Origin of the sequence: Sphingomonas sp. Leaf208, assembly GCF_001421415.1 — a bacterium.
Taxonomy (GTDB): Bacteria; Pseudomonadota; Alphaproteobacteria; order Sphingomonadales; family Sphingomonadaceae; genus Sphingomonas.
On sequence record NZ_LMKH01000001.1, the window covers coordinates 785,085 to 809,619 of the forward strand.

At 62.8% G+C, this 24,535-nt stretch carries 28 protein-coding genes and 1 tRNA gene; 19 read left to right on the forward strand and 10 right to left on the reverse strand.

Annotated features, from left to right (window positions below; all coding sequences use genetic code 11):
* Window positions 1-88: 88 nt before the first annotated feature.
* The 6 genes from ASE69_RS03360 (at window position 89) to ASE69_RS03385 (ending at window position 6,065) form a co-directional block, all read left to right on the forward strand.
* Window positions 89-1,132: a rod shape-determining protein gene (locus ASE69_RS03360; protein ID WP_055878614.1), complete on the forward strand. Its 1,044-nt coding sequence runs from the start codon at window positions 89-91 to the stop codon at window positions 1,130-1,132.
* A 106-nt stretch (window positions 1,133-1,238) separates the two neighbouring features.
* Window positions 1,239-2,111 (forward strand): rod shape-determining protein MreC, encoded by an 873-nt coding sequence (gene mreC, locus ASE69_RS03365; RefSeq protein ID WP_056482691.1) that lies wholly within the window; start codon window positions 1,239-1,241, stop codon window positions 2,109-2,111.
* Window positions 2,108-2,638: a rod shape-determining protein MreD gene (gene mreD / locus ASE69_RS03370; RefSeq protein WP_082452786.1), complete on the forward strand. Its 531-nt coding sequence runs from the start codon at window positions 2,108-2,110 to the stop codon at window positions 2,636-2,638. Before mreC ends, mreD begins: the two co-directional genes overlap by 4 nt.
* A gap of 26 nt (window positions 2,639-2,664) precedes the next feature.
* Complete coding sequence (mrdA, locus tag ASE69_RS03375; RefSeq protein WP_200924108.1) at window positions 2,665-4,707, forward strand: penicillin-binding protein 2; 2,043 nt, start codon at window positions 2,665-2,667, stop codon at window positions 4,705-4,707.
* A 19-nt stretch (window positions 4,708-4,726) separates the two neighbouring features.
* Entirely contained in the window at window positions 4,727-5,833 is a 1,107-nt protein-coding gene (gene rodA / locus ASE69_RS03380) for a rod shape-determining protein RodA (protein ID WP_107953933.1), read from the forward strand.
* A gap of 156 nt (window positions 5,834-5,989) precedes the next feature.
* Window positions 5,990-6,065, forward strand: a tRNA-Lys gene (locus ASE69_RS03385).
* Between the two features lie 265 nt (window positions 6,066-6,330).
* On the opposite strand, the gene ASE69_RS03390 is transcribed toward ASE69_RS03385, so the two are convergent.
* The 4 genes from ASE69_RS03390 to ASE69_RS03405 all read right to left on the reverse strand — a co-directional run bounded on the left by ASE69_RS03390 (window position 6,331) and on the right by ASE69_RS03405 (window position 9,638).
* A complete protein-coding gene (locus ASE69_RS03390) occupies window positions 6,331-6,840 on the reverse strand; it encodes a DUF4411 family protein (protein WP_056482700.1) in 510 nt (169 codons plus the stop codon).
* Window positions 6,840-8,027, reverse strand: a complete 1,188-nt coding sequence (locus ASE69_RS03395; protein WP_056482703.1) for an ImmA/IrrE family metallo-endopeptidase — start codon at window positions 8,025-8,027, stop codon at window positions 6,840-6,842. Before ASE69_RS03395 ends, ASE69_RS03390 begins: the two co-directional genes overlap by 1 nt.
* Window positions 8,028-8,148: 121 nt before the next feature.
* Entirely contained in the window at window positions 8,149-9,402 is a 1,254-nt protein-coding gene (locus ASE69_RS03400; RefSeq protein WP_056482706.1) for a tyrosine-type recombinase/integrase, read from the reverse strand.
* A complete protein-coding gene (locus ASE69_RS03405; protein ID WP_056482709.1) occupies window positions 9,402-9,638 on the reverse strand; it encodes a hypothetical protein in 237 nt (78 codons plus the stop codon). The genes ASE69_RS03400 and ASE69_RS03405 overlap by 1 nt, the downstream gene beginning before the upstream one ends.
* A gap of 98 nt (window positions 9,639-9,736) precedes the next feature.
* Between ASE69_RS03405 and ASE69_RS03410 the strand changes: the two genes are divergently transcribed.
* The 3 genes from ASE69_RS03410 (at window position 9,737) to ASE69_RS21750 (ending at window position 10,583) form a co-directional block, all read left to right on the forward strand.
* Complete coding sequence (locus tag ASE69_RS03410) at window positions 9,737-9,916, forward strand: hypothetical protein (RefSeq protein ID WP_056482712.1); 180 nt, start codon at window positions 9,737-9,739, stop codon at window positions 9,914-9,916.
* Window positions 9,917-9,952: 36 nt separating this feature from the next.
* Entirely contained in the window at window positions 9,953-10,141 is a 189-nt protein-coding gene (locus tag ASE69_RS03415) for a hypothetical protein (protein ID WP_056482715.1), read from the forward strand.
* Between the two features lie 175 nt (window positions 10,142-10,316).
* Window positions 10,317-10,583: a hypothetical protein gene (locus ASE69_RS21750; RefSeq protein WP_156362099.1), complete on the forward strand. Its 267-nt coding sequence runs from the start codon at window positions 10,317-10,319 to the stop codon at window positions 10,581-10,583.
* A gap of 46 nt (window positions 10,584-10,629) precedes the next feature.
* On the opposite strand, the gene ASE69_RS03420 is transcribed toward ASE69_RS21750, so the two are convergent.
* The 4 genes from ASE69_RS03420 to ASE69_RS03430 form a co-directional block, all read right to left on the reverse strand.
* Window positions 10,630-10,926: a hypothetical protein gene (locus ASE69_RS03420; protein ID WP_056482719.1), complete on the reverse strand. Its 297-nt coding sequence runs from the start codon at window positions 10,924-10,926 to the stop codon at window positions 10,630-10,632.
* A complete protein-coding gene (locus ASE69_RS03425) occupies window positions 10,923-12,182 on the reverse strand; it encodes a hypothetical protein (protein ID WP_156362100.1) in 1,260 nt (419 codons plus the stop codon). Before ASE69_RS03425 ends, ASE69_RS03420 begins: the two co-directional genes overlap by 4 nt.
* Window positions 12,183-12,249: 67 nt before the next feature.
* Entirely contained in the window at window positions 12,250-12,939 is a 690-nt protein-coding gene (locus ASE69_RS21755; protein WP_156362101.1) for a hypothetical protein, read from the reverse strand.
* 547 nt (window positions 12,940-13,486) lie between these two features.
* Window positions 13,487-13,720, reverse strand: coding sequence for a hypothetical protein (locus tag ASE69_RS03430; RefSeq protein WP_056482724.1), 234 nt, complete (start codon window positions 13,718-13,720; stop codon window positions 13,487-13,489).
* A 17-nt stretch (window positions 13,721-13,737) separates the two neighbouring features.
* Here ASE69_RS03430 and ASE69_RS03435 point away from each other — a divergent pair, with 17 nt between their 5' ends.
* From ASE69_RS03435 to ASE69_RS03450, 4 genes are read left to right on the forward strand one after another with little or no spacing between them, the layout of a single operon-like run.
* Complete coding sequence (locus tag ASE69_RS03435; protein ID WP_056482727.1) at window positions 13,738-14,208, forward strand: hypothetical protein; 471 nt, start codon at window positions 13,738-13,740, stop codon at window positions 14,206-14,208.
* Window positions 14,205-15,200 (forward strand): CHC2 zinc finger domain-containing protein, encoded by a 996-nt coding sequence (locus ASE69_RS03440; RefSeq protein ID WP_056482729.1) that lies wholly within the window; start codon window positions 14,205-14,207, stop codon window positions 15,198-15,200. The genes ASE69_RS03435 and ASE69_RS03440 overlap by 4 nt, the downstream gene beginning before the upstream one ends.
* Window positions 15,197-16,621 carry a replicative DNA helicase gene (locus tag ASE69_RS03445; protein ID WP_056482731.1) on the forward strand — a complete coding sequence of 475 codons (1,425 nt, stop codon included), beginning with the start codon at window positions 15,197-15,199 and terminating at the stop codon, window positions 16,619-16,621. The genes ASE69_RS03440 and ASE69_RS03445 overlap by 4 nt, the downstream gene beginning before the upstream one ends.
* The gene (locus ASE69_RS03450) at window positions 16,621-17,502 is read left to right on the forward strand and encodes a hypothetical protein (protein WP_056482734.1); all 882 of its coding nucleotides are present in this window, start codon (window positions 16,621-16,623) and stop codon (window positions 17,500-17,502) included. The genes ASE69_RS03445 and ASE69_RS03450 overlap by 1 nt, the downstream gene beginning before the upstream one ends.
* A gap of 281 nt (window positions 17,503-17,783) precedes the next feature.
* On the opposite strand, the gene ASE69_RS03455 is transcribed toward ASE69_RS03450, so the two are convergent.
* The gene (locus ASE69_RS03455; protein ID WP_156362102.1) at window positions 17,784-18,125 is read right to left on the reverse strand and encodes a hypothetical protein; all 342 of its coding nucleotides are present in this window, start codon (window positions 18,123-18,125) and stop codon (window positions 17,784-17,786) included.
* Between the two features lie 206 nt (window positions 18,126-18,331).
* On the opposite strand from ASE69_RS03455, the gene ASE69_RS03460 reads away from it, so the two are divergent.
* Both ASE69_RS03460 and ASE69_RS03465 read left to right on the forward strand, forming a co-directional pair.
* Window positions 18,332-18,772, forward strand: coding sequence for a hypothetical protein (locus ASE69_RS03460; RefSeq protein ID WP_156362103.1), 441 nt, complete (start codon window positions 18,332-18,334; stop codon window positions 18,770-18,772).
* Between the two features lie 381 nt (window positions 18,773-19,153).
* Window positions 19,154-19,333, forward strand: a complete 180-nt coding sequence (locus tag ASE69_RS03465) for a hypothetical protein (protein ID WP_156362104.1) — start codon at window positions 19,154-19,156, stop codon at window positions 19,331-19,333.
* Between the two features lie 90 nt (window positions 19,334-19,423).
* Here ASE69_RS03465 and ASE69_RS03470 read toward each other — a convergent pair whose 3' ends face one another.
* Complete coding sequence (locus tag ASE69_RS03470) at window positions 19,424-19,681, reverse strand: hypothetical protein (RefSeq protein ID WP_156362105.1); 258 nt, start codon at window positions 19,679-19,681, stop codon at window positions 19,424-19,426.
* A gap of 163 nt (window positions 19,682-19,844) precedes the next feature.
* Here ASE69_RS03470 and ASE69_RS20965 point away from each other — a divergent pair, with 163 nt between their 5' ends.
* The 4 genes from ASE69_RS20965 to ASE69_RS03485 all read left to right on the forward strand — a co-directional run bounded on the left by ASE69_RS20965 (window position 19,845) and on the right by ASE69_RS03485 (window position 24,502).
* Entirely contained in the window at window positions 19,845-20,192 is a 348-nt protein-coding gene (locus tag ASE69_RS20965) for an HNH endonuclease (RefSeq protein WP_082452789.1), read from the forward strand.
* A 120-nt stretch (window positions 20,193-20,312) separates the two neighbouring features.
* On the forward strand, window positions 20,313-20,867 hold the full coding sequence (locus ASE69_RS22720; RefSeq protein WP_235517975.1) for a hypothetical protein: 555 nt from the start codon (window positions 20,313-20,315) through the stop codon (window positions 20,865-20,867).
* A gap of 1 nt (window position 20,868) precedes the next feature.
* The gene (locus tag ASE69_RS03480) at window positions 20,869-22,557 is read left to right on the forward strand and encodes a terminase large subunit (protein WP_056482748.1); all 1,689 of its coding nucleotides are present in this window, start codon (window positions 20,869-20,871) and stop codon (window positions 22,555-22,557) included.
* Between the two features lie 13 nt (window positions 22,558-22,570).
* Window positions 22,571-24,502, forward strand: a complete 1,932-nt coding sequence (locus tag ASE69_RS03485) for a phage major capsid protein (RefSeq protein WP_056482753.1) — start codon at window positions 22,571-22,573, stop codon at window positions 24,500-24,502.
* The last annotated feature ends 33 nt before the right edge of the window (window positions 24,503-24,535 follow it).

The window sequence follows — 24,535 nt, forward strand, 5'->3', positions numbered from 1 at the left end:
CGGTGCTCGACATCACCGGCGGGTCACGCGAGATGATGTGTGCGATGTGCCGCCCGTCCGGCGGCCAGGATTACGGGACCCTGATTGAATGGCCTTCTACTCGCGTTTCTTCAAGTTCATGTCGCACGACATGGCGATCGACCTCGGCACCGCGAACACCGTCGTCTACGTCCGTGGCCGCGGCATCGTCCTGAACGAGCCGTCGGTGGTCGCGGTCGAGACGATCAACGGCATCAAGCGCGTGAAGGCGGTCGGTGACGACGCCAAGATGATGATGGGCAAGACGCCGGGTAACATCGAGGCGATCCGGCCTTTGCGCGACGGCGTGATCGCGGACATCGACGTCGCCGAGCAGATGATCAAGTATTTCATCCAGAAGGTCCACGGCCCGCGCAAGTTCGCGCGCTGGCCCGAGATCGTGATCTGCGTGCCGTCGGGCTCCACCAAGGTCGAGCGCCGCGCGATCCGCGATGCCGCATCGAACGCGGGCGCGTCGCAGGTGTGGCTGATCGAGGAGCCGATGGCGGCGGCGATCGGCGCGGACATGCCGGTCACCGAGCCGATCGGTTCGATGGTCGTCGATATCGGTGGCGGCACGACCGAAGTCGCGGTGTTGTCGCTGCGCGGTCTCGCCTACACGACCTCGGTGCGCGTCGGCGGCGACAAGATGGACGAGGCGATCGTCTCGTACGTCCGCCGCAACCATAACCTGCTGATCGGCGAAGCGACCGCGGAGCGGATCAAGAAGGAGGTCGGCATCGCCAAGCCGCCGGTCGACGGCATCGGCATGATCATCCAGATCAAGGGCCGCGATCTCGTCAACGGCGTGCCCAAGGAGATCCAGATCAACCAGGGCCAGATCGCCGAAGCACTCAGCGAGCCGGTCGCGACGATCGTCGAGGGCGTCCGCGTCGCGCTCGAGAACACCGCGCCGGAACTGGCCGCGGACATCGTCGACCAGGGCATCGTGCTGACCGGTGGCGGCGCGCTGCTCCAGGGTCTGGACGAAGTATTGCGCGACGAGACCGGGCTGCCGGTGACGGTCGCCGAGGACCCGCTGACCTGCGTCGCGCTCGGCACCGGTCGCGCGCTCGAGGACCCGCTGTTCCGCGGCGTGCTGATGAGCGGCTAAGGGTTTGTTTTTGCTTTAAGACACGCGGACACGAAATCGCGTCGTCCGAGTCGCGGGGGTAGGTCCCCCTGCGCTTTGGCGGCGCCCGAGACAGGGGGACAGGCGCATGGCGCCAGCCCGCGACCGGCGCACGGGGTTTTCCCGGCGTCGGCAATATGGTGTGTTCATGGGCTATGTGCTCGCCGTCGCTGGTGCGGTGGTGGGCCTGGTGCTGCTCGTCGCGTCGACCTTCAATCCGCCGGCGTTTTCGGCGCTGCGGATGGGCGTGGCGGGGGTGACGACGCCGGTTTCGACGGGGCTTGCGACAGTCGGATCGTCGATCTCGGGCATTCCCGATGCGATCGGCAACTATTTCTTCGTGAAGCAGGAGAACGTCGCGTTGCGGGCCGATCGCGAGCGGACACGGGCGCTGCTGATGCGCGCGCGGACGATCGCGTATGACAATCGCCGGTTGCGCAGCCTGCTCGCAATCCGCGAACGCTCGACCGCGCCCGTCGTGACCGCGCGGCTGGTTAGTTCGAGCGCGTCGAGTGGGCGGCGCTACGCGTTGCTCAATGCGGGTCGTTGGAACGGCGTATTGCCCGGCATGCCGGTGCGTGGCCCCGACGGTCTGATCGGTCGCGTCGTCGAGACTGGCCCCAACGCGGCGCGCATCCTGTTGCTCAGCGACGGGGACAGCATCGTGCCCGTCCGCCGCACGCGCGACGGGATGCCCGCGATCGCGGCAGGACGCGGCGACGGGATGATCGACATCCGCTCGGTCAACGCCACCAACGTGCGCTTCAATGCGGGCGACCTGTTCGTGACGACGGGCACCGGCGGGATCTACGCACCCGGCGTGCCTGTTGCGCGCGTGACCAAGGCGGGCTCGGACTCGGTGATGGCGCGCGCGTTCGCCGATCCCGACACGCTCGACTTCGCGCTGGTCGAGCGGATGTTCATGCCGGTCCCGCCCCCTCGCCCGGTGACCGAGCAATGAGTCGCGCCCGCGTCGTCGATAGCGTCGACTACAAGCCGTTCGAGACCAAGATCCCGGCTGGCCGGTCGCGCGTGATCCCCTGGGCGACCGTCATGGCGGGATCGCTGATCACGATCATCCCGGTGGTCGCGACGATTCCCCTCCTCCCCCCGTTCGGGTTCGTCATGCTGCTCGCGTGGCGGTTGCTCGCGCGGTTCGCGTTCAAGCCCTGGGCCGCCGCGCCGCTCGGTTTGTTCGACGACCTCGTCAGTGGCCAGCCGCTTGGCAGCGCCGTGCTGATGTGGTCGCTCGCGTTCGTCGCGATCGACATGATCGAACAACGCTTAGCCTTCCGCGACTATTGGCAGGACTGGCTGATCGCCGGCGGGCTGATCGCCGCGTGCATCCTGGTCGGGCGCTTCATCGCGGTGCCGGTCGGGGCGCATGTCGACACCATCCTGATCGCGCAGATCGCGGTGACGATCCTGATGTTCCCGCTGGCGGCCCGCATCGTCGCGGCGATCCAGAACAAACGGGGCGCCGAGTGAGGAATACCCCGCGGATCGTCACCGAGATGTCGCAGGCGTACAGCTTCTCGCGCCGCGCGTGGATGCTGGGCGCGGCGCAAGGCAGCGTCGGGCTGCTGCTTGCGGGGCGTATGGCGTGGCTGTCGATCGCGCAGAACGAGCGCTACACGCAAATGTCGGAGAGCAACCGCGTCAACATGACGTTGTTGCCGCCGCGCCGCGGCTGGATCGTCGACCGCCACGGCGTGCCGATCGCCAACAACCGCACCGATTTCCGCGTCGACATCATTCCCGACCGCCTGCGCGACAAGGAGCGCGTGCTGCCGCTGCTCGGTCGCATCCTCCAGCTGCCGCCCGAGGAAGTCGAGCGGATCGCGATCGACCTGGAACACGCCGCCGGGTTCCAGCCCGTCCAGGTCGCGGAGAATCTCGACTGGGAGCGGTTCGCCGCGGTAAGCGTGCGGTTGCCCGAACTGCCCGGCGTCGCGCCCACGCGGGGGTTCGCGCGGAGCTATCCAGCAGGCGCGGCGGTCGCGCACCTGACCGGCTATGTCGGCGTCCCCAACGCGGAGCAGTACAAGAAGACGCACGACCCGCTGCTCGTCACCCCCGGCTTCAAGCTCGGCAAGGACGGGCTCGAGAAGATGCTCGAGGCCGAACTCCGCGGCGTCGCCGGTGCCAAGCGCGTCGAGGTGACCGCGCGCGGCAAGCTGGTCGCCGAACTCGCGACCAAGCCCGACGTCCCCGGCAAGACCGCACGGCTGACGATCGACGTGGGGCTTCAGGAATACGCGGCAAGGCGCCTCGGCACGAACTCCGGTTCGGTCGTCGTGCTCGACACCCGCACCGGCGAGATGCTCGCGATGGTGTCGATGCCGGCCTATGATCCGAACAGCTTTTCGGACGGGATCAGCCATCTCGAATGGCAGATGCTGAGCGACGACGATCACGTGCCGCTGATGAACAAGGTCACGCAGGGGCTGTATCCGCCGGGTTCGACGGTCAAGCCGATGAATGGCCTCGCGCTGATGAATGCGGGCGTCGATCCATCGACGCGCGTCAATTGCTCGGGGGCGATGCGGCTCGGGACCAGCGTGTTCCACTGCCACAAGAAAAGCGGCCACGGTCCGCTCGATCTCAAGAACGCGATCATGCAGAGCTGCGACATCTATTTCTATGAGATGGCGCGGCGGGTCGGCTACAACGCGATCGCGCCGATCGCGCGGACGCTGGGGATGGGCCAGAAGTTCGACCTGCCCTTCTCGACGCAGCGTTACGGCACGGTCCCCGATCCGGCGTGGAAGCTGAAGAAGTACAAGCACGACTGGACCGTCGCGGATTCACTCAACGCGTCGATCGGCCAGGGCTATGTGCTGGCGAACCCGTTGCAACTCGCGGTGATGGCGGCGCGGCTCGCGTCGGGGCGCGCATTGCAGCCGAGTATCCTCGCTGCCCAAGTCCACCGCGACTCCCCTGCCCTCGCGATCGACTCCGAGCATCTCGCGCGCGTCCGCGATGCGATGTTCGGCGTGATCAACCAGGGCGGTACCGGCGGCGCGGCGAAACTGCTGATCCCCGGTGTCGCGATCGCGGGCAAGACCGGCACCGCGCAGGTCCGCCGCATCACGATGGCGGAGCGGCGCTCGGGCGTGCTCAAGAACGGGCAGCTGCCGTTCAAGATGCGCGACCACGCGCTGTTCATCGGCTTCGCGCCCGCCGATAATCCTCGTTACGCGCTCGCGGTGGTGCTCGAGCATAACGGCCACACCGTGCGCAATCTCGACACGCCGATGATCGGCCGCGACATCATGACCTACATGCTCGACCGCGAGCGCGCGTTGAAGTCGCTTGCAGAGGTCGAACCGACCTGGGGTGGCGACATCCGCACGCGCATGGCGGCGACCGCGGAGACGTACCGCAAGGCGCAGTCCGCACCGCCTGCTGCGATCGCCACCAAGACCGACGCAATCGTGCCCAGCGACGCCCCCGCAGTCGAGAACGCGACCGACATGGCCAACGCCACGCAGGAAGCGCTGACGGCACCGGGCGCCACCGTGGCAGAGGACGATTCGCGGGACCGCCAGCAATGATCACATCCAAGCCATGCCCATGAACCGTATCGTCCCCGAACCGCTCGCCAAGCTGCCGTGGCGCGTCCTCCTGCTGGTGGTCGCGATCGGCTGTTTTGGCCAGGTCGTGCTGTATTCCGCGGCCGGCGGCTCGCTCAAGCCCTGGGCGCTGTCGCAGGGCATCCGCTTCTTCGTCCTGCTCGCCGGTGCGATCGCCTTGTCCTACGTCCCCGAGCGGACGTGGAAGGCGGGCTCGCTGCCGGCCTATGCGCTGATCGTCGTGTCGCTGGTCGCGGTCGAGATTCTCGGCAAGGTCTCGGGCGGGTCGCAGCGCTGGCTCGACCTAGGCTTCATCCGCCTGCAACCGTCCGAATTCATGAAGCCGGCGATCGTGCTCGCCTGCGCCAAATTCTACGACATGCTCCCGCCCGGCGAGACGCGACGGTTCAGCGCGGTCTGGCCCGCGGCGCTACTGATCGGCGTCCCCGCCGCGATCGTCATGAAGCAGCCCGATCTCGGCACCGCGCTGATGATCTGCGCGGGCGGCGCGACGGTGATGTTCCTCGCGGGGATCCCGCTGCGCCTGTTCGTCGGTGGCGCGATCACCGCCGCAGTGGCCATCCCGCTCGCGATCAACTTCGCGCTGCACGATTACCAGCGCAACCGCATCCTGATCTTCCTGGATCCAGAGAGCGACCCGCTCGGCACCGGCTATCACATCAGCCAGTCGAAGATCGCGATCGGTTCGGGCGGGATCTGGGGCAAGGGCTTCCTCCAGGGCACGCAGAGCCATCTCGACTACCTTCCCGAGGGCCATACCGACTTCGTCTTCGCGACGATGGCGGAGGAATGGGGCCTGGTCGGCGGCTGCCTGCTGATCCTCGCCTTCCTGCTGGTGATCCGCTGGGGCATCGAGGTCGGCCAGCGCGCACAGACCCGCTTCGGCCGGCTGACCGCCGCCGGGCTGTCGACGACGATATTTTTCTACGTCGCGATCAACCTGATGATGGTGATGGGCCTCGCCCCCGTCGTCGGCATCCCGCTGCCGCTGGTGAGCTTCGGAAGCTCGGCGCAGATGACCGTGCTGCTGTGCCTCGGCATCCTGATGTCGATCGACCGCCAGAACCGCAAGACGGTCGGCTGGTGACCCGAAAACCCGCTTAATTCGCGAAAAAGCGGCCTGATCGAGCAAAACGGACTCGGATCGACGAAAAGGGGGTTGCGGCCCCCGATGAGTCTGCTAACAGCGCGCCTCCAGCAGCGGGGCGCCACACCAGGGCGCCACTCAAAACCGCCCCGGAATGGACGCATAGCTCAGTTGGTAGAGCAGCTGACTCTTAATCAGCGGGTCCTTGGTTCGAGCCCAAGTGCGTCCACCATCCACCACCATGAAAATAAACGATTTTCCCGGTGGCGGAGCTTTGTTCTCCCGACATGTTCCGACACGGTCTTCCGACAAATATCGGTACAAACCACAGCAGATTGCTGCACGATGCGGAGCTTGGGCACGCACAAGACAGCCGAGGAAGTTCATGCCGGCCTAATCGCGTTGATGATGGCTGCCTGGGCTAGACGCAGGCTGTAGCTTGATAAGGGGGTATGGACGCGGTCAACTAGAACCACCCTAACTTCGCCCGCCGAGTGCTAGCCCAGAAGCTTGTCCAGGTCGTCCCAGCCGGTCGAGAAGTCCAACGTTTGAATGAACGTGACCGGGTGCATCCATTGCACGTTGCAATCGTCACAAACGTCCGGAACATGCCTACGCGGCCCGGTACGCTTCGCCTTAGAAACTTCCGCGGTCACAACGCAGCGAACTGTATGGCCGAGAGCGGCGGCAATGAGGAATGGGTCCTGCCCGATCGTGATCAGGTCGGACTCGTTGAGCAGGCTCCCGTAGCGAGCGAGGACAGCCTGCACCTTCTGAGGATCGCTCGTTTCGTTTAGCAGTAAAGCTTTTCTGGAGCTTGCGTCCTTCATCCAAGTCGCTAGCTCATCCTTGCCGGTTTCTACTTCAGCGTAGATTTCAGCCGGCATCTTGAGCGCGTTCAAACCGCCGTGATAGCGAAGCCAACTCCAGAACTCCGGCACCCGTTTCATACCGTACCAAGTCCGGTGAGCGGATATTAGCGCGTTGGCGTCCAGCAGGTAGAGCATCAGGCGGCAACTCGCCTAGTCTCGGCGAGCAACGGATAGACGTTCATTGGATTGACCCCCAACATCTTGGCGGCACGAGTCGGCGTCAGGGAGCCGTCTGCCATTCCTTGGCGAGCGACTGCGAGGAGCGCGGCGCCTAAACGATGACGTCGAACGATGTACCAACTTGGGCCGCCGTCAGTGGTACGGTTCCGTTCCTTGTCCCGATCCTTCTTGGCCAACCACTCCGCTTGAAAGGCGTCCCTGAGGCCTTCCCATACGACCAGAGTTATCCGACCGGCGCGGTACAGTTGGTACGCTATCATCGCACGGCTAACCTTTGCTCGGTCGGCAAGGGCGTTAATGTGCCGTAAGTCGGCCACCCCACCCTCCAAGGGGAGATCCCTGATTTCGGAGATAGAGATCAGTGTTGCCGCGGCAGTGTCGTTACACAGCTGCTCCACAGCGCCTTGCGGCGGTCCGCCGCTCACACCGCTTTCGCCGAGCAAAAGATGGGCTAACTCATGGAGCAACGTAAACGACCAGGCAGACTTTGCGTCTTGATCATTAACGACAACAAACGGCGCCAAAGCATCAGCAATCGCAAAGCCGCGAAACACGCTCACATCGATCGCCGTGGACCAATGCCCACAGTCGCCTGCCAAAAGTACGAACACTCCGCGCGCTTCGACTAAAGCCCTCAGATAGCTAAAAGCTTCTTCCGCCGAGCTACGAGCACGATAAGCTTCGCGATCAAACCCGATCGCGTCTATGAGAGCGTCAGATAGGCGCCCTGCGTTACGCGTCGAGACCTCTGCGCCAACGAGTTGAACCGGCGTAACATCGTCGTCATCTTCAAGAGCTTCTCGAACAAGCGCTTGCCGGGCCTTCACATCGCGCAAAAGGGTCTCAAGCAGCGCATTGGATGGATCGCTTCGGTCAGGAAGCGTCCGGAAGTCCTGACCGACGTTCACTCGGGCAGGAACCTCCGCCATGTAGAACGTCAGCAGGGGCCGATGATATTGCTGCGCCATCCTCTTGAGCAGTGTTGGGGAAGGAACCTCGTCCCCTGCTTCAAACTCGGCGAGCCGATCGGCTCCGGTCAATCCGCGAGCAGGACCTAGGGCGATCTTGCGGGCAGCGGCGTCCAGGCCGAGACCAGCAGTCTCGCGCGCCCATTTCAGGATCTCGGGATTAAGCCCAGCCACGGTACATGCATGCACCCGAACGGGCTAACATGTCATTGCGAAAATCGATGCTACCTAACGAGAACCGACGTCAGTTAGCTTATAGCCTGCCTTCGGGTGGTGAAGTTACGGCAAGAACGGCTTAAACGTCGGCTAGCTCTCTCACATGAGCCCGGCGAACTGTCGCTATCCTCCGCGCTTTGTCGGCATTAGCCTTGTTGTATATGCGAGTGACCGCAAGCGTCTTATGACCGGAAACGGCCCGCACATCGTCTTCACCAGCGTCACCAATCTCGGTGATCCCACCGTGCCGGAACCCGGTGAAAGTCATATCCTTGGGTAGACCGGCCTCCACGCAGATTTTGCGATGGACCGACGACATGCGCCGCTCCCGATACTTCTTCCCGCTGCGCTCCTCGAGCACGATCACCTCGGCGTCGGCGGCAACCACCGCGCGCGATCTGGCCAGCTCTTCCTCCAGTTCGGGATAGAGCGACACCGTCTCCGGTTTGCCGTCCTCGCCGATCACAACGATCGACAGTGGTAAGGTCACCGGGTTGCCGGTCTTTGACTGAACCAGGCTAATTTCCTGGCTCGGTCGATACCCTGCCCATTCGATGCCGCGGTGTTCCCTGCCGTCCGGATCCTCGAACCCGAACGCATCCCATACGCGCTGACAGCATTCGAAGCATAACGCGGCGGCGGTCGCCATCGACTGGAAGCCCAACTTACGTGCGGTTTCGCGGTAGAGGTTGTACTCGGCTCGGCTAGTCTCGCGGTTGCCCTTGGCGGCCGTACTGGAGAGCCCCATGCCTTTGAACGGGTTCTCCTTTACGCCGGTCACCCGATGATGACGAGCCGCCCAGGTCCAAACGAGCCGGCAGACCTGCATGGCATACGACGCCTGTCGATCGCCCTTCTCCTTGAGCTTCTGGTACAGCTTGTCCGCGACGGTCGCGTTGACCTTTGACGCCATGCGCTTACCGAGCGGCGGCTGACCGGCTTTCGGTTCGAACGCCACCAGCATGTCCATCAGCGCCTTGTAGTCCTTTCGCGTCTTCGCCTTGTTCTTGGTGAAGCGCTCCTGCTCACGGTACCACTGGAACAGCCAGGCGACGCTACCCTCGGCGATACGCCCCTGCCCCATCTCGCCGGTCCGCCATTCGCGCAGTGCCGCGTTCAGAGCTGCGCCCTTCGCATGAACCTGCGCTAGGTCAGTGCCGAGCGCTGTCGAGATCACCGGGCATGCTTGGCCATGACGCACGGCAGGTGCCAGCTTGCCGGTCTTTGGATCTTTCGTCGGCCGCGCCCAGGCCGGGAGCTCGAAATAGTAGCCGGTCTTGTCGCCAGCGAGCTTCATCGGCCGTACGTATGCCGGCAGTCGCGCGATCGCCATCAGTCGAACTCGATCGCGCCATCGTCGGCCGCGCCGGCGAACAAGCTCTGCACGGCAGCGTCGAGCGACGAACGGGCTGCGATCGCCGCGCCACGAGGTCCGCGCATACAGAAACGAACGGTGCCGCGACGCTCCCATTCGCGCAGCTGGGCATCAGCTACGCCGGTGTAGGCGAGCGCCATCTCCCGAGTCATCGCAACCGGCCAGTCGGGCAGTCGTTCCAATGCAAGGCCCATCAGCGGAGGCTCCCGGATGTTAACGTGGGATAGGACGTTCGATCGGCCCCTGCCCGCGCCGTTCGCGCGTTGTTACCGTTCCAGCACAGGAGCGGACCATGAGCGACAGCGAACCCAACTCCGACGAAGGCGCGAGCCCCGCCGAGGATATCAAGAAGCAGAACCCGACTGGCACGACCACCGGCGATCAAACCGGAGAGTCCGGCGATGATCACAAGGTCGAGGATCTGGCCAAGGCGGGCCGCGACGACATGGATACCGACGACGAAGCCGAATAGCCGGCTAACCAAAACCCAACTGTAAAGGAGCAGACCATGACCGACGGCAAGCAGACCGACCCGAGCAAAGCTGACTTCAAGGATACGGCCCGGAAGAGTGCGGAAGCTGGCATCGCGGACGAAAGCGCTGCGTACGAGCAGGCGATCGGAGGCGACGACGACACGGTCGCCGAGGGTAAATGGAAGTCGACCGACGACGGTAGCGGCACGAGCGAAACCGACTGAACTACCAGTGATTGGCATGCTCTGCTGGTCTAAAGGCCGCAGAGCGTGACCGTCCCTTGCAACAGTACAATTCCACCGTGTGACAACCGCTCCGCCTCCGTCTTGCGGCAAATCAATTCCAATTCTTGAGTGCGCCGGTAAAGGAAGCAGCAGAACGGAATGAAGGGGGAACACGGTGGGCATTCCATGGAATGAACTGGCGACGCTCATTCGGATCAAGGGTCGAACGAACGAGGCCGAGGCTGACCGTGAGATCCTTTTTGAAGGACCGCTATATCGGGTGATCGAGAAGGTCGCTGGAACACCGGTGGAAGCCCGGCGCGGTTTCTCGGTATCCTTGCCCGATCGCAAAGTAAGACCGCACACGTTTGATGGGCATGCCCTCCTTGCACTGATTGCCGATCTCAAACGTCCACGAACTCGGGACGACAAATCCGGCTGATAACGGCGTTGATCGACCGCAGCCTGACGTTGCAATCGCTGCGGTATCATGCGGCGATCCGTCGGAATGGCATAACGTTGGCGTCGATCTCGCCGCCCTGCCCTACTCGCTCCCCACCATCTGGCCCACCACGCGGGCCCGCCCACCGCCCGCAGCCGCGAGAAGCCAAAGTCTCAGGGAAATAGCTCCCCTGTATCCCCGCCTGCCGAACCACGATGGGCGGGGCGATCGTGCAGGTGCCGATCTCGGGATCGGCACCTGCCGCGCGGCGGAAGCCGGTGGCAAGCGGCGGTTGCTCGTTCGACCACCAGGCGCAGCTGGCGCAGGTCCGCTCGCAAGTCATGCCGCCATCTCGCGATGACGTGCGTCCGCCGCGGCATTGAGCGAACCAATGCCAACAACACGGCGAGCATCGATCAGCGCGGACGCGCACCAGTCGGGATCTGGTGAGCTACCTTCGAGAGCGGTCTGGACGATAAGCGCGAGCTTGGCGATCACTCCAGAGGCCGATCCCGCCGGCGTGGCGGCAATGTCGCCCTCTAGTGCGGTTGCAATAGAGCACTGCTCGCTAGCCAGTTCCTCACTCAACTGGGCCTCGGTCGCACGATTGACCTTGAGCAGGGCGAGGTTCCGGTCTGCCAGCCACGAGGCATGGGGATCGGCGGGGGTGGGGGCATTTGCGAGGTGCCTGATATCGGCCACGATGCCGCGGGCGTGATCGCCGAAAAGCACGTCTTCGAAGCACTCTGCTCGGCCAGCCGCAAAGTCCAGTTTGAGGCTCAGTGCCGCCAGATTGGGGGCACGAACTTTCTCAATTAGATAGTCCATCGCCTCACAACACGCGTCGACCTTCTCGTCCGCTTGGGGATCGTCCGGCAGCATGACATTGCACAGGTGATCAGCTGCTATATACGCGCCCATGGCGGCATCCCATGACGTCCCCTGTTCGACGTCGACATTCTCACGTTGGGCGGCGGCCGAAAACGCACCGACGATCATAGCGCCGACCGGCCGCGCGAACGGAAAGCCCAGCCCAGGCGGTGAGTAGGATGATGCCCGGCGCGAGAGGCGCTCGATGGCCGCGATCAGTGGAGATAGCACTGTCAGGTCACTACCCAGGCCGGTGGCGACGCGATTAAGGGCATACGACGAGTCTTCGGGTCGAAAGCGCAGTGGCCCGAAGGAATGGCTGTCGGAAATCTCGAGATTGAGTAGCCAAGCTTTGAAGAGGATGTCCTGCAAGCCGTGAGCAGGCACGGCCGACAGATTGCCAAGCGCCTCCATCAACGCCGCGCAGAGACCGTCACTCAATCCATCGTCGCGGTCCGTCTCGAACGCGACGGCGGCCCGGCCCCATTTGAGGAACGCCGTGTACATGCCTGGCGACAGGACGGGCTTCGCCTCGGCGATCGTCGAGGATGCCCATTCTCCGATCGAGAGCTCGTCCAGCGTTGCTTCGGGGACTTCGGCCGGCAGTTTCGCCAAGGCGGTATCCACTGCGATCGCAGCATCGCCGGCGATGAAAGCTATCCGGACAGTAGGCTTGCCCATGACAGGTGCAGGCGGGTTGTACGACTGATAAAGCGAATGCGTTGCCATAACCACCTCGGTAGACTAAGAACAACCTTGTTCTACCTATTCCGTCAACTCCGCGCAAGGGAAAAGATCAATCATGTTCTCTACGCCTGATGGCTGCTTCAATGTCGACTCGTGGACCGTGGTCTCGGGGGTATACTCCAAATTCCGCCTTGTATTCCTCATCGTCTGCAGCGCGTTCCGCGTCGTCCCAATCTAAATACGCCGTTCTAAGACCGGCGAAGTCACCCGAATAGTGAGCGATGCTATCAAGAACGATGGTAAGGTTTATAAGTGCCAAACGCCGCCACTCCAGTCGCTTACTGTCGGTAAGTTGGCGTGCCATCTCCGGCGCAGAAGTGTAGAAGAATGTGTCATCAGTAGGATCTTCTTCCGCGTCAGTTAGACTCGACAACGATTTTGGATCGCAAAATAAAAATACATCGAATCCACCGTTATCATCTTTTACCAGGGTAGTAAGCTCAGGGTGAGCATTAATCGCGAGTGATGTAGCGGTTCTAATATTATACCAATTTTTCTTGAGAAGCTTCGCTGCTCGCTCTGGCGTTACTCCGATTTGGAGAAGCTCAAACCCTAGGCAAAGCTTCAGTACCGCGCCAAAGTCATAGGATGCGGCCTTACCTTTCCCCGTGTTGGTTCCCCCAGGCCAGCCATTGCGCTGAAAATGTTTGATGCGACCTTGCAATGCAACTCGATTTTGAGGCGCCACGTCGTGCATCTCAGCTAGCAGGTCTTCGAGACCGCGATATGTCAGCCGCACGCGTACCCTCCGTTAAAAGAAGGCCTTTGATCTTCCCCCTTGCACGGAGTCAACGGAAACCATATAAAGGAGAAGAACAGTCTTATTCTGCAGGAGCGCATATGTTATCGTCCGATCTACTTGTGGGGGCTAAGGCGGCTGCTACCTTCACTGGGCTGACCGAGAGAGCGATCTATCACCTTGTAGAGACCGAGCGATTGCCGGTAATTCGGAAAGGTAGAAGCCTTTTTTTTCTTCGCAGTTCGCTCGAGCGAGCCTTCTCGGAGGTGACCACGAACTCCCCCACGAAGTTAAGATGATGGGGTTTATCACTCGGGGAACGGCTATCGCGCCGCCGAGCGATGGGGCACCCCCTTCGGAGGGCGGCGCTCTCTTGCCCTTCCCCACCGAACAGAGAACCCGGCTGCGCAGAATCGTGCAGGAAGAATGCTTCCAACATCGGCGTGGCTTGCCAATCTCTCCCGGTTCAGCCGCTATGCGCGCCGCGCCTGGCGCGACGGATGCCCCGGTCATCGCGCTCCCCAAGATGCCTGCGGTGATCCCACCCTCAGTCATTGTCTGCCACCGTCCCCCGAATAACATCGACAAAATCGCCCATAATGGCCGCGGGCATCCCGGACAGACTGACGGAGTTGAGTGCGGTGAGGCGATCCAAGAAATCATGAATAATGTCGTTCGGTACGCCAACGTCCCGCATCGCATCGACTATCGCCGCCAGCATGTTTGCCAGCGCCATTACGGTGACATGAGTCTCGGCACGCGCTTTCTTGTCCTTCGCCATGCAGAGGCAATTGCCGCATGAACGCACCGTACATCCACGGACGCCGTCGTACGTTCTCCGCGTCAGCCGCGGTCGATACGCAGAACGTCGTAATCACTTCGATCAAGACGGACGACGGCGCAACCTGGGGCGACATGGGTCGCGTGCTGGGCAAGTCGGAAGATCGGGCGGCGGCGTATGCCAACACCGCATCGCCGATCGATCTGCCGACATTCCTCGCTGGTTGCCATGAGTGGGGCGGCAGGTTCGCGGACCCGCTGCTGGCGCTAGTCGGCGGTCGCTGGGCGGATGCCGGTTCGGTATGCTCGGGCGACGACCCTGCGTCAGTTACCCTCGCTACGTTGCTGCCGTCGATCATTCGCGCCGAACTGGACGGTGAAACGACAGTCGAAGAAGTGGCACCGCATGAGGCCCTGATTCGCCGTGCACACGCGATCACCTGCCAGTGGCTCGAGATGATCGCAGCTTCCAAAGGCGGCGCGAAGTGAGCCGCAATACGGCTCGGGCAGAACGCGATGCCGCCTTTCGCCAAGCGGTGGACGAGGCCAAGCAGCGCTACAACATCAGCGACGTCGTCGCCCGCACCCGCAAGGTCGTCCGCGCTGGCAAGAACGAGAAGCGTGCCCTGTGCGCCTTCCATCACGAGCGCACGCCATCGATGCAGTTGAACGATGCCAAGGGCACGTATCACTGCTTCGGCTGCGGTGCGTTCGGCGACATCGTCAAGTACGTGATGACGACCGAGAACATCGGCTTTCTCGAAGCGATGAAGTGGCTGGGTGCCGCCAGCCTGCCCGGTGTGGATCCGGCGCAGCGCGCTAGGGCGGCAGCCGAGGACGAAGATGATCGGCAACGTGCCATCGATCGCGCGCAGTCAGTCTGGGACAAAGCGATCCCCGCCCCCGGCACGCCTGCTGAGGTCTATCTGCGCAGCCGCGGCATCATCATGCCGGCTCCTCATACGATCCGGTTCTCGAAGACGCCCGCCTGGTACGACGATGATACGGGTCAGTGTGGTCCCGACCTGCCCGCCCTTGTCGGTGCGGTGGTCGATGGTGACGATCAGCTTATTGGCCTGCAGCGGATCTTTCTCGCCGACGGTGGCAAACATAAGGCGCGCATGGAGAAGCCCAAGCGGAGCCTTGGTCGGATCAAGGGCGGCGCGCTCCGGTTCAACTCTGACGCTTACAGTGTCGGTGACGAACTGATCGTGACGGAGGGGCCTGAGGACGGGCTGAGCCTAGCGCAGGAACTGGGTGCCGAAGTCTGGGTCACGCTTGGCACCGCGATGATGCCGTACATCGAATACCCCCGTCGGATCGTCTCGATCGTGATCGCCGGCCAGAACGATGCTGCCGGTCGCGCCGCGGTCGAGAAGGTCGAGGAAGAGCTGATCGAGCAAGGTTACTCGACGCGGATCATGTGGCCTGCCGACGGCTTCAAGGATTGGAACGATCAACTCCGGGGTATCCGGGCATGAGCGGCGCGTTCGAAGAGCAGTTCGCGACTGCCGAGACCGCCAGCCCACTTCACAACGTCGAGGCAGAGATCGGCTTTCTCGGTGACCTGCTGGCGAACAACCGGCTGATCGATGAGGTCGCCGATCGCTGCCGCCCGGCCGACTTCTCGGTCTCGCTGTACGGTCGCATCTACGGCAAGATGATTGAGCAGTCCGCGTCGGGCGCGGTCGACGTGGTGACGCTGGCGCCTCACTTCGCTGAGGATGAGGAATGGCCGCGCGCATATTCGGTGCTGGCCGCAGCCAACCTCAACGCAGGGCCCAAGGCACGGACCAGGGCGTACTTCGACCAGATCACTATGCTGTCGAGCCGCCGGCGGATGGTTGCAGGCCTGAAAGATGTTGTCGCCTCAGCGCGCGACCTGTCAGTGACGCGAGAGGAACTGGTTGCGAACGCAGATGAAGCAGTCGCCGAGTTGGCGGAGCAGGTCGTCACCGCGCAGGGATCCGTTGGTCAGTATGCCGACGCGGTCATTAACAGCTTCGGCAAACCGATCATTGGCGTCCGCTGCGGGACCATCAACTCGCTCGACAACGCCATCGGCGTGTTGCGCCCGTCGAACCTAGTCGTCGTCGGTGGCCGTCCCGGTATGGGCAAGACCTCTCTGGTCACATCATACTCAATCGGTGCGGCTGGCATGGGACACGGGGTCCTTATTTTCTCGCTCGAGATGAGCGCCGACGAGCTCACCCGCCGCATGCTCGCTGACATGACGTTCTCGCCACGCGGCGGCGTACCGTACGAACACGTTCGCGATGGGACGGTTCGCTCGCATGAAATAGGCGCCGTCATCGCAGCCAAAGAACGGTTCGACGAACTGCCGATCGAGATCAACGAAACCTCGGGCCTGACGCTCGCCAAGCTGATCCGCCAGGCGCGCAGCCACAAGCGCCGCCTCGCCGCCCAAAGCGAGAAGCTCGAGTTGGTCGTCGTCGATTACCTTCAACTGATGGCGCACAGCCGCAAGGGCATGTCGCCGTACGAGCATGCCAGCGAGGTCAGCGTCGGGCTCAAGCAGTTCGCCAAGTCCGAGGGTCTTGTGGTGATGGCGGTGGCGCAGCTCAGCCGCGACGTCGAGAAGCGTCCGGACAAGCGCCCAATGCCGTCCGACCTCCGCGACAGCGGACAGATCGAGCAGGACGCTGACGTGATCCTCTTCGTCTACCGCGAGGAGGAATACCTGAAGAAGCAGGAGCCGGACGACCAGTTCGGCGCCAAGTACGAGGCGTGGCGGACCGACATGGAAGCCGTGCGCAACAAGGTCGAGTTCCTCGTCCCCAAGCGCCGCAGCGGCCCGTCGGGGAAGGCTCTCGGCTGGTTCTTCGGCGCAAACTCAGCCGTCCGAGGCAGCGATTTCTACAGTTCGAGGGAAGGTGCATAATGGCGCGTATTAGATCGATCCATCCCGGCCTCTGGACCGACGAGACCTATGTCTCGCTGTCGCCCTTCGCGCGGCTCATGTTCCTCGGCATCTGGAACGAATGCGACGACATGGGCTCATTCGAGTGGTCGCCGATTAAGCTGAAGATGCGGCTGCTGCCGGCGGACAGCGTCGATGCTGTCGCGCTGCTGGATGAACTGGCCGAGGCGCGCTGCATCATGTCGTACGAGGCTAGCGGCAAGCGCTACGGCGCGGTGCGCAACTTCTGCCAGTACCAGCGCCCCAAGAAGCCTACTTCGACATATCCGCAGACGGAAGCGGTTCGGAACTGGGTGAACATCAAGGCCCGTTCAACACGCGACGGTGGTGAACTGGACACCGCTTCAACTAAGCCCAGTGGGGAACTTACCCCCCCTTCAACCAAAGCCAGTGGGGAACCGAAGGCCCGTAAAGGGGGTGCCAGTGGGGAAGCGGTGGGGAACCAGTTACCCACCAGTGGGGAAAAGTCTCGCCAGAGGAAGGAGGGAGGAGATAGTTCAGTAGATAAATCTACTGACGCTGTCGCGTCGCCGATCGATCCGAAAAAAGCTTTGTTCGACGCTGGTGTCGCACTGCTGGGCGTAGCGGGTCTGTCGGCCAAGTCGGCTAGAGCCCTAATCGCCAAGTGGTTCAACACTCACGGCGAGGAGGCGACGAACGCAGCGTTGCTCAGCGCTGCCGGGCGCGCTGAGCCCGTCTCGTGGATCGAGGCACGGTTGCGAATGAAGGTTGCGGCGCAGGACGAGGCCCGGGAGGCCAGTCGGTCAACCGCAGAACGCTACCGTCGAATGGCCATACCGGGTCCGCCAGCCGACCAGCGCAAGCTGGAGGAGCACGCGTGACCTTGGCCGCTAAATCGTGTTCAGGGGTTGTCGCCGGAGGTTCGGCGTTCGCCGTGCCCGCTGGGGCCGGACTCCGGGATATCTCCTCGGGCCCAGCGTCCCAGCATTTTCAGATAATCAGCTTGGTCGGAGGGAGAGCGGTTGATCGGATGCTCGCCGCTGTTCGAGCTGTTGCTGTCCGTTGGCATGCGCTGCTCCCCCAAATTCGTGATCGAAATCGCTCTTTTGACTTAATTTCGATCTACTTTTTCAATCCTTACAATTACTTAAAGACTGGAAGATCAGTCCTCTGGACCGCTCCGCGACGTGTCGAGATCGATATCCTCGCCGGGGTTGCCACCACCGGCCCCCGATCCGCTACCGTGCACTTCACCGGTTTTGTTGTCGATGTAGGCGCGCTTGCCAGCTTCCGGCGGGATGTCGCGACCGTCGGCAGGCTCGTCGGCTCCTGCGTTGTGAGCACCATCACGGTTCTGCAGGTGGCGTTCCGCCGCATGGTCCGCGCTGTCGTATTCGTCGCCGGAGTAGCCCTTGCCTTTGCCGAAGCCGTCAGCGGTTCGATCGGCATCGCCCGACTTGATGCTGACGTTGTCGACGGGCTCGGGCACGTTCTTGTCGGTCATGATGATCTCCGTGGTTTGGAACCCGTCAACGCACGACGAGCCGGAAATCGGCAGGCGAGCGGTGCGCCCCCGCGACATTCTCGAACAAAGGCAGGACTGAACTCATGAGCCGGGGAAATGACTGGTGCATTCTTCGAACCGGAGCGTCTCGTACGCTGCCGCTGGTCGCCTCGCTTCAGGCGGCCGGCTTCGACGTATGGAGTCCGGTGCAAACGCTGACCCGGCGCCATGGCCCTGCCCGGGGTCGCGTTGAGTACGCAGCTCCGATCATGCCGACGTTTGTCTTCGCCCGTGCCGACCGCCGGAATGAGCTTGCGCAGATCGCCGCACAGCCGTTCTCGGAACATCCGAGTTTCTCAGTCTTCCGCTACCTCGGCGCGATCCCGACGATCGCCGACGCAGAGATCGCTGAAGCAAGGCGCGTCGAGGAGCGCGGCCAGCGCGCTGCTCGCATGGGTCAGCGGAAGGCGTTCACGATCGGTCAGCCCGTCACGGTTACGGAGGGCCCCGGCGCCGGTTTGTCAGGCGAGGTTGTAAAGGACGGCGACGGCAAGTTCGTGCTGGTTGCGTTCGCCGGCATCAATATGAAGATTGGGTCTTGGCTGCTTGGAACGGATACGGTACAAGATACGCCTATTGCCGCATAAGCGGACCGCGATGATCGCAGTGGCATGCCACCGTCATCCCCTAAGCAGGAGTAGCGCTCCGAGCGATTGTCCTACGGTATGGAAGCGTTCATTGGTCGTTCGCTGAATATCGGCGCGTATTCTCGATTGTTGGCTCACCGAAGATCGATGCCTTGATACGACGTGAGCACATGCTTGCGGCTCCGATCCCAACCGAGGCAACCGCGGACGTGCCCCACACGTACTTCGCTGCGATGAGTAGCATAGCGATCATAACCGACTCCCCCTGCTGCACTGCAACAATGGTGGAGACCTTCGCGAATACTAATCTTGTTCGGTGGAATGCCCGAAATACGGGCCACTTTGGTTCCAATCGCTGCAATCTTTGCAACGGAGGTTAACATGGCAGCGCCGCAATCGAGGCTCACCACCGCTGACCACGTCGAGGCGATTGGCATGCGCGTTTTGCGTATTGCCGAGGACATGGCCTCAGGGTCACGTAATCAGGGGCACAGCGAGCGCCTGATCGAGCAGGCTGAGCAGGCAGCGATTGACCTTCGGGCTGCCGTGCGAGGGAGGTGACCCTACCGCCCGTCTACACCGCAGCTGCGGCGTGACGGGCTATCGGATCAGACTTTTATACGTCCGCCAGTATGGCGGTTAAGCGGCACATCAGTCGTGGCAACGGATGTGGTGGCGCAGCTTGTAGTCATTGCAATGCCAGGGATACGCGCTTTGCGGCAGGTTACGCCGTACGCGGGTGTTGTGGTTGCCATACCGGCCGCTCTGACCGTGCGCATTGCGGTAGGCGCCGCGATCGCGCTGGTTGTATTCACCGGACCGATCATAGTGGCGTTGCGCATCCGCAACCGACGGGACGGTAACACTAGCGGCCATCATTGCCAGGGCGGCTAAACCTGTGAGCTTCATCGTACCAACTCCGGCCCGGTGATCGGGCGAAGACGCAACTACGACGGCGAAACAAGCCTTTTGCTGAACCAACCTGTAGGCCTTCGTACATCTTGATGCACTTGGCTGACCGGGCAGGCTCAGAAGGCAGCGATTGACCTGCGCGCAACGGACGGGAACGCTGATGGGTAAGCTCCGATCTCTTCCTAACCGCCTTGGCACGCTACCCTCTCGCTTAACGACGTTCCAAAGCGGGGATCAGGGAAGGCGCGAGGCTGCACCGTGGCGCGCATGGTACAACACCTCAGCCTGGCGGCGCCTTCGCTGGGAAGTTCTTACTCGTGACTTGTTCACCTGCCAGTGGCCTGGGTGCGGTCGCGTCGAGTCCGACACGTCACAGCTAGTAGCTGACCACCGCGAGCCACATCGCGGTGACGTAGGTAGCTTCTGGGACAAGGCCAACCTTCAGACGCTCTGCAAGCCCTGCCACGACGGCCCGAAGGCGAAGGTTGAGGCGCGCTACGGCATCTGACCCAGGGGGGGTGGACCGAAAACCACCCATCCCCTGCTGCCCTATACCGCATCCGTCGCACGCGCGGATAATTTTCCTCTCAGCATTCGGGCTGCGAACTTCCGCCGGAGGGCGACCCTGATGGCGACCCGCAAAACTTCTTCGGACTGGGACCGGATCGAGCTCGAATACTTATCCGGTGAAGTATCGATCCGCGAAATTGCTGATCGGCACGAGATTTCGGACACGGCTATTCGCAAGCGCGCCAAGGCCGAAGGCTGGGTTCGCGCGGTTAGCAGGGCGAAAACTGCGCGAACTTGCGAACTTTCGCCCCGCGAACCGCGCGCGCCGCACGAACCCGCACCTGAAGCCTCAGTGATCGCCGAGCGTGGGCGTGGCCTCGTCGCGCGGATGCTCGACGAGCTTGACGCCACCACGACGCATCTCGGCGAGCTTGAAGAGATGATCGAAGAGATCACGGCGGACGATCGTGGAGCGGCGCGACGTGACGGCATGATGGCGGCCATCAGTCTGACCGGTCGCGCGAAAACGCTGAAGGAACTCGCGACCGCGTTCAAGACGATCAACGAAGCCTCCGCGCCGCAGGGCAAGAAAGCTGCCCAGCAGGAGAAGGCTGACCAGATCGCCAACCGCTTCCGCGGTGTCGGGCCACCGACGTTGAAGGCGGTCAAGTAGCTTGCCGACCTGGTCAACATCCTGCCCCGACTGGAAGGAGCGCATTCGGGGGCGCCGCTCGCTGATCCCATTCGACCCGCTGTTCCCCGAGGTGGCAGAAGCCAAGATGGCGCTGTTCACGTCACTGCGGCTGATGGACGTCACCGGCCAGCCGACGATCGGCGAGTCCTGTGACAAATGGCTGCTCGATTTCGTCGCGACGGTGTTCGGCGCGTACGATCCCGACCTCGGCGAGCAGATGATCAAAGAGTTCCTGCTGCTCGTCAGCAAGAAGAACACGAAGTCGACGATTGCCGCGGGCATCATGGTCACCGAGCTAGCGCTCGGCTGGCGGCACGAAGACGAGAACCTGATCCTCGCGCCGACGAAGGAGGTCGCCGACAACAGCTTCAAGCCGGCGGCAGCAATGATCCGCGCCGACGAAGAGCTAAACGACCTCCTGCACATTCAGGATCACATCAAACTGATCACGCAGCGGTCGACGAAGGCGACCATGAAGGTGGTCGCTGCGGACAGCGCTACCGTGTCGGGCAAGAAAGCCAGCCGCGTACTTATCGACGAGCTCTGGCTCTTTGGTAAAGTCGCAACGGCAGACTCAATGTTCCAGGAAGCGACCGGCGGGCAGGCGTCACGGCCGGAAGGCTACACGCTGTTCCTGACCACGCAGTCTGACCAGCCACCTCAGGGCGTGTTCAAGAGCGAGCTCAAGGAATACCGCGGCATTCGAGACGGCACGGTCAACGCGCCGACCAAGCTGCCAGTGCTTTACGAGTTTCCGCCCGAGATGATCGCGGCGGAAGAGCATATCGACCCGGCGAATTTCTACATCACCAACCCGAACCTTGGCCGGTCCGTCAGCCAGCCGTGGCTGCAGAACAAGTTCGAAGAAGCGCAGCGCGCCGAAATGTCGGAACGGCAGGTTTTCTACGCGAAGCACCTCAATGTTGAGATGGGCGTCGGCCTGCTGCACGATGCATGGGCCGGCGCGCTCTACTGGTTGAAGGCTACCGCGTCGCCGTTGGTCTGGGACGGCACGCTCGATCACTTCCTTGTGATCGTCGAGGTCGCAGTCGGCGGCATCGATGGCGGCGGGCTCGACGATCTGCTCGGGCTGACCCTAATCGGCCGGCACAGGGTCACGAAGCAGTGGCTGACATGGTCGCATGCGTGGGGACAGCTGGACGTTTGGGAGCGCCGCAAGGATATCGTGAGCGCGCTCGACGGCTTCGTTGCCGAGGGCACGCTCACCAAGTGCGACAACCCGACGCAGGATCTGATCGAACTCGCCGACATACTGGAACGGGTTAAGGATGCCGGGCTGTTCCCCGAGGAATATGCCATTGGCCTGGACCCTGCCGGGATCGCGGCGATTGTCGATGAGCTCTCCGGACGCGGCTTCACCGAGAAGCAAATGCTGGCGATCAGCCAGGGCTTCCGGCTTTCGGGCGCGGTTTGGGGTGCTGAGCGAAAGCTGAAAGACGGCACCATGATTCACGCCGAGCAATCGTTGATGACCTGGTGCGTGGGCAACGCAAAGGCCGAGCAGCGCGGCAACGCGGTCATCATCACCAAGCAGATCGCGGGCAAGGCCAAGATCGATCCTCTCATCGCGCTGTTCAACGCGGTCATGCTCATGGCTCGTAACCCTGAAGCGGCTGCGTCCTTCGACATCTCGTCAATGATCGCCTGATCCGGAGTATCTTATGGACGTAATGCATAAGGCCTCCGCGCGTGCGGCAGGCGCAAACCCCCTAACCTTCGTCATGAGCGATGCCACGGTCGATCGCTACGGCGACATCGTCGAACCGAAAGGCTGGGTTCTGGAGGCGTTTCGCCAGAACCCCAAGGCGCTGTTCAATCACAACTCGGACATGCCGATCGGCGAATGGGAAAACGTGCGCGTCGAGGCCGGCGCGCTGGTCGGCGACCTGAAGTTTGGGCCGGTCGGCGCGTGCCCGACGACCGACAAGATGCGAGCCTTCGTCGAGGCTGGCATGATGCGCGCCGTATCGGTCGGCTTCCGCGGCCTGAAGGCCGACCCGATCCCGGGTGGCGGCATTCGCTACACGAAAAGCGAGCTGGTCGAATGCTCCCTTGTGAGCATCCCAGCCAACCCGAACGCGCTCCAGAAGGCAGCGCAACTCAACCTTTCGCGCGAAGCAAAGCAGCTGATCTTTGGCGAGTCTGCCGACGAGATCAGCAGCGTGACGCGCGGCGTAACCGGCGAGCCCGCCTTGAACCTGACCCTTTCGAGGAACACCAACATGACGACCCTTTCCCAGCGCATCGAGTCCGCGCAGAACGAACTGACTCAGGCGCGCACCAACCTCGAGACTGCAGTCGAAACCGGCGGCGACATCGACGCGCTCACGACGGAGATCGAGACCAAGGACGCATCGCTCGTCTCGCTCAAGCGCGCAGAAGCAGCACTCGCTGGCGGCAATGGCAATGCGCTCACCATCGTCACCCCGCCCGCGGGGACCGTGACGATCGAACAGCGGAGCGTCGATCATCGCCGCCCCTTTGCCGTCCCGGCAAAGAAGATCGCGCCTGTCGACCACATCTTCCGTGCGATGACCGTCGGCCTGCTCACGCACGCGCTCGGCGGCACCGCCGTCGACATGATGAAGTCGCGCTACGGCGACGACGTCGCCACCAAGGCGGTGATGGACGTGCTGATGCGATCGACCACCGTGCCGGCCGACACCGTCACGCCGGCTTGGGCGGGCGCGCTCGTCGAGACCGCGATCGGCGAGTTCTTCGACCTCCTGCTCCCTACGTCGGTTTACCCGCGGTTGTCGGCGATCGGCGGGCGGTTCGGCTTCGGACGCGCCGGGAAGGTAAGCCTTCCGTCGCGGTCGGCTACGCCCACGATCGCAGGCTCTTTCGTTGGTGAAGGCGCTCCGATCCCGGTCCGTCAGGCCGGCTTCGTCAGCACCACGATCACGCCGAAGAAGATGGCAGTGATCACCACCATGACCCGCGAGATCACGGAGCACTCGACGCCCCAGATCGAGCAGATCCTGCGCGACGCGATCCAAGAAGACACCTCGATCGCGCTCGACGTCGTGCTGCTCGACGCCAACCCGGCGACCACGGTGCGTCCAGGCGGCATTCGCAACGGTGCAACGACCGCTGCGGGAACGGCTGGCGGCAACATGGCGGCGCTGGTCGCCGACGTGAAGGGCATGCTCTCCGACCTGACCACGAACACGTTGGGCAACCTGCGCAATCCGGTCTGGCTGATGAACCCGGCGCAGTCGATCAGCGCTGGTCTGATTCAGGACGGGACGGGGCAGTTCCCGTTCAAGGCGGAACTCGCGAACGGCAACTTCATGGGCTACCCGGCGATCATCTCGTCGACCGTCCCTGTGGGCGTCCTCGTGCTCGTCGACGCCGCTGACTTCATGTCGGCAACCGGCGATGTCCCGCGCTTCGACGTCAGCAGCCAGACGGTCCTGCACATGGAGGATACCGCACCCGCGCAGATCGCTTCGGCGGGTGCCGTCCCGACGGGCGGTTCGGTCCGCTCCATGTTCCAGACCGACAGTCTGGCGCTTCGCATGATCATGGATGTCTCGTGGGCGATGCGCCGCGCCGGCACCGTGATCGTGCGCACCGCGGTCACCTGGTAAAACCCACCGGCCGGGTACCCCACCCGGCCGGTC

Excerpts from the sequence above, each read along its gene's own strand:
- ASE69_RS03455 (WP_156362102.1), bottom strand. The coding sequence starts at position 18,125 with ATGACCGACAAGAACGTGCCCGAGCCCGTCGACAACGTCAGCATCAAG.
- ASE69_RS03415 (WP_056482715.1), top strand. The coding sequence starts at position 9,953 with ATGACCGACGGCAAGCAGACCGACCCGAGCAAAGCTGACTTCAAGGAT.
- mreD (WP_082452786.1), top strand. The coding sequence starts at position 2,108 with ATGAGTCGCGCCCGCGTCGTCGATAGCGTCGACTACAAGCCGTTCGAG.
- mreC (WP_056482691.1), top strand. The coding sequence starts at position 1,239 with ATGGCGCCAGCCCGCGACCGGCGCACGGGGTTTTCCCGGCGTCGGCAA.
- ASE69_RS03400 (WP_056482706.1), bottom strand. The coding sequence starts at position 9,402 with ATGGCGATCGCGCGACTGCCGGCATACGTACGGCCGATGAAGCTCGCT.
- ASE69_RS03450 (WP_056482734.1), top strand. The coding sequence starts at position 16,621 with ATGGCGCGTATTAGATCGATCCATCCCGGCCTCTGGACCGACGAGACC.
- ASE69_RS20965 (WP_082452789.1), top strand. The coding sequence starts at position 19,845 with ATGGGTAAGCTCCGATCTCTTCCTAACCGCCTTGGCACGCTACCCTCT.
- ASE69_RS03465 (WP_156362104.1), top strand. The coding sequence starts at position 19,154 with ATGGCAGCGCCGCAATCGAGGCTCACCACCGCTGACCACGTCGAGGCG.
- ASE69_RS03470 (WP_156362105.1), bottom strand. The coding sequence starts at position 19,681 with ATGAAGCTCACAGGTTTAGCCGCCCTGGCAATGATGGCCGCTAGTGTT.
- ASE69_RS03360 (WP_055878614.1), top strand. The coding sequence starts at position 89 with ATGGCCTTCTACTCGCGTTTCTTCAAGTTCATGTCGCACGACATGGCG.
- ASE69_RS03405 (WP_056482709.1), bottom strand. The coding sequence starts at position 9,638 with ATGGGCCTTGCATTGGAACGACTGCCCGACTGGCCGGTTGCGATGACT.
- ASE69_RS03410 (WP_056482712.1), top strand. The coding sequence starts at position 9,737 with ATGAGCGACAGCGAACCCAACTCCGACGAAGGCGCGAGCCCCGCCGAG.
- ASE69_RS22720 (WP_235517975.1), top strand. The coding sequence starts at position 20,313 with ATGGCGACCCGCAAAACTTCTTCGGACTGGGACCGGATCGAGCTCGAA.
- ASE69_RS03425 (WP_156362100.1), bottom strand. The coding sequence starts at position 12,182 with ATGGCAACGCATTCGCTTTATCAGTCGTACAACCCGCCTGCACCTGTC.
- ASE69_RS03485 (WP_056482753.1), top strand. The coding sequence starts at position 22,571 with ATGGACGTAATGCATAAGGCCTCCGCGCGTGCGGCAGGCGCAAACCCC.
- rodA (WP_107953933.1), top strand. The coding sequence starts at position 4,727 with ATGAACCGTATCGTCCCCGAACCGCTCGCCAAGCTGCCGTGGCGCGTC.
- ASE69_RS03445 (WP_056482731.1), top strand. The coding sequence starts at position 15,197 with ATGAGCGGCGCGTTCGAAGAGCAGTTCGCGACTGCCGAGACCGCCAGC.
- ASE69_RS03435 (WP_056482727.1), top strand. The coding sequence starts at position 13,738 with ATGAACGCACCGTACATCCACGGACGCCGTCGTACGTTCTCCGCGTCA.
- ASE69_RS03390 (WP_056482700.1), bottom strand. The coding sequence starts at position 6,840 with ATGCTCTACCTGCTGGACGCCAACGCGCTAATATCCGCTCACCGGACT.
- ASE69_RS03430 (WP_056482724.1), bottom strand. The coding sequence starts at position 13,720 with ATGGCGAAGGACAAGAAAGCGCGTGCCGAGACTCATGTCACCGTAATG.
- mrdA (WP_200924108.1), top strand. The coding sequence starts at position 2,665 with ATGTCGCAGGCGTACAGCTTCTCGCGCCGCGCGTGGATGCTGGGCGCG.
- ASE69_RS03420 (WP_056482719.1), bottom strand. The coding sequence starts at position 10,926 with ATGACTTGCGAGCGGACCTGCGCCAGCTGCGCCTGGTGGTCGAACGAG.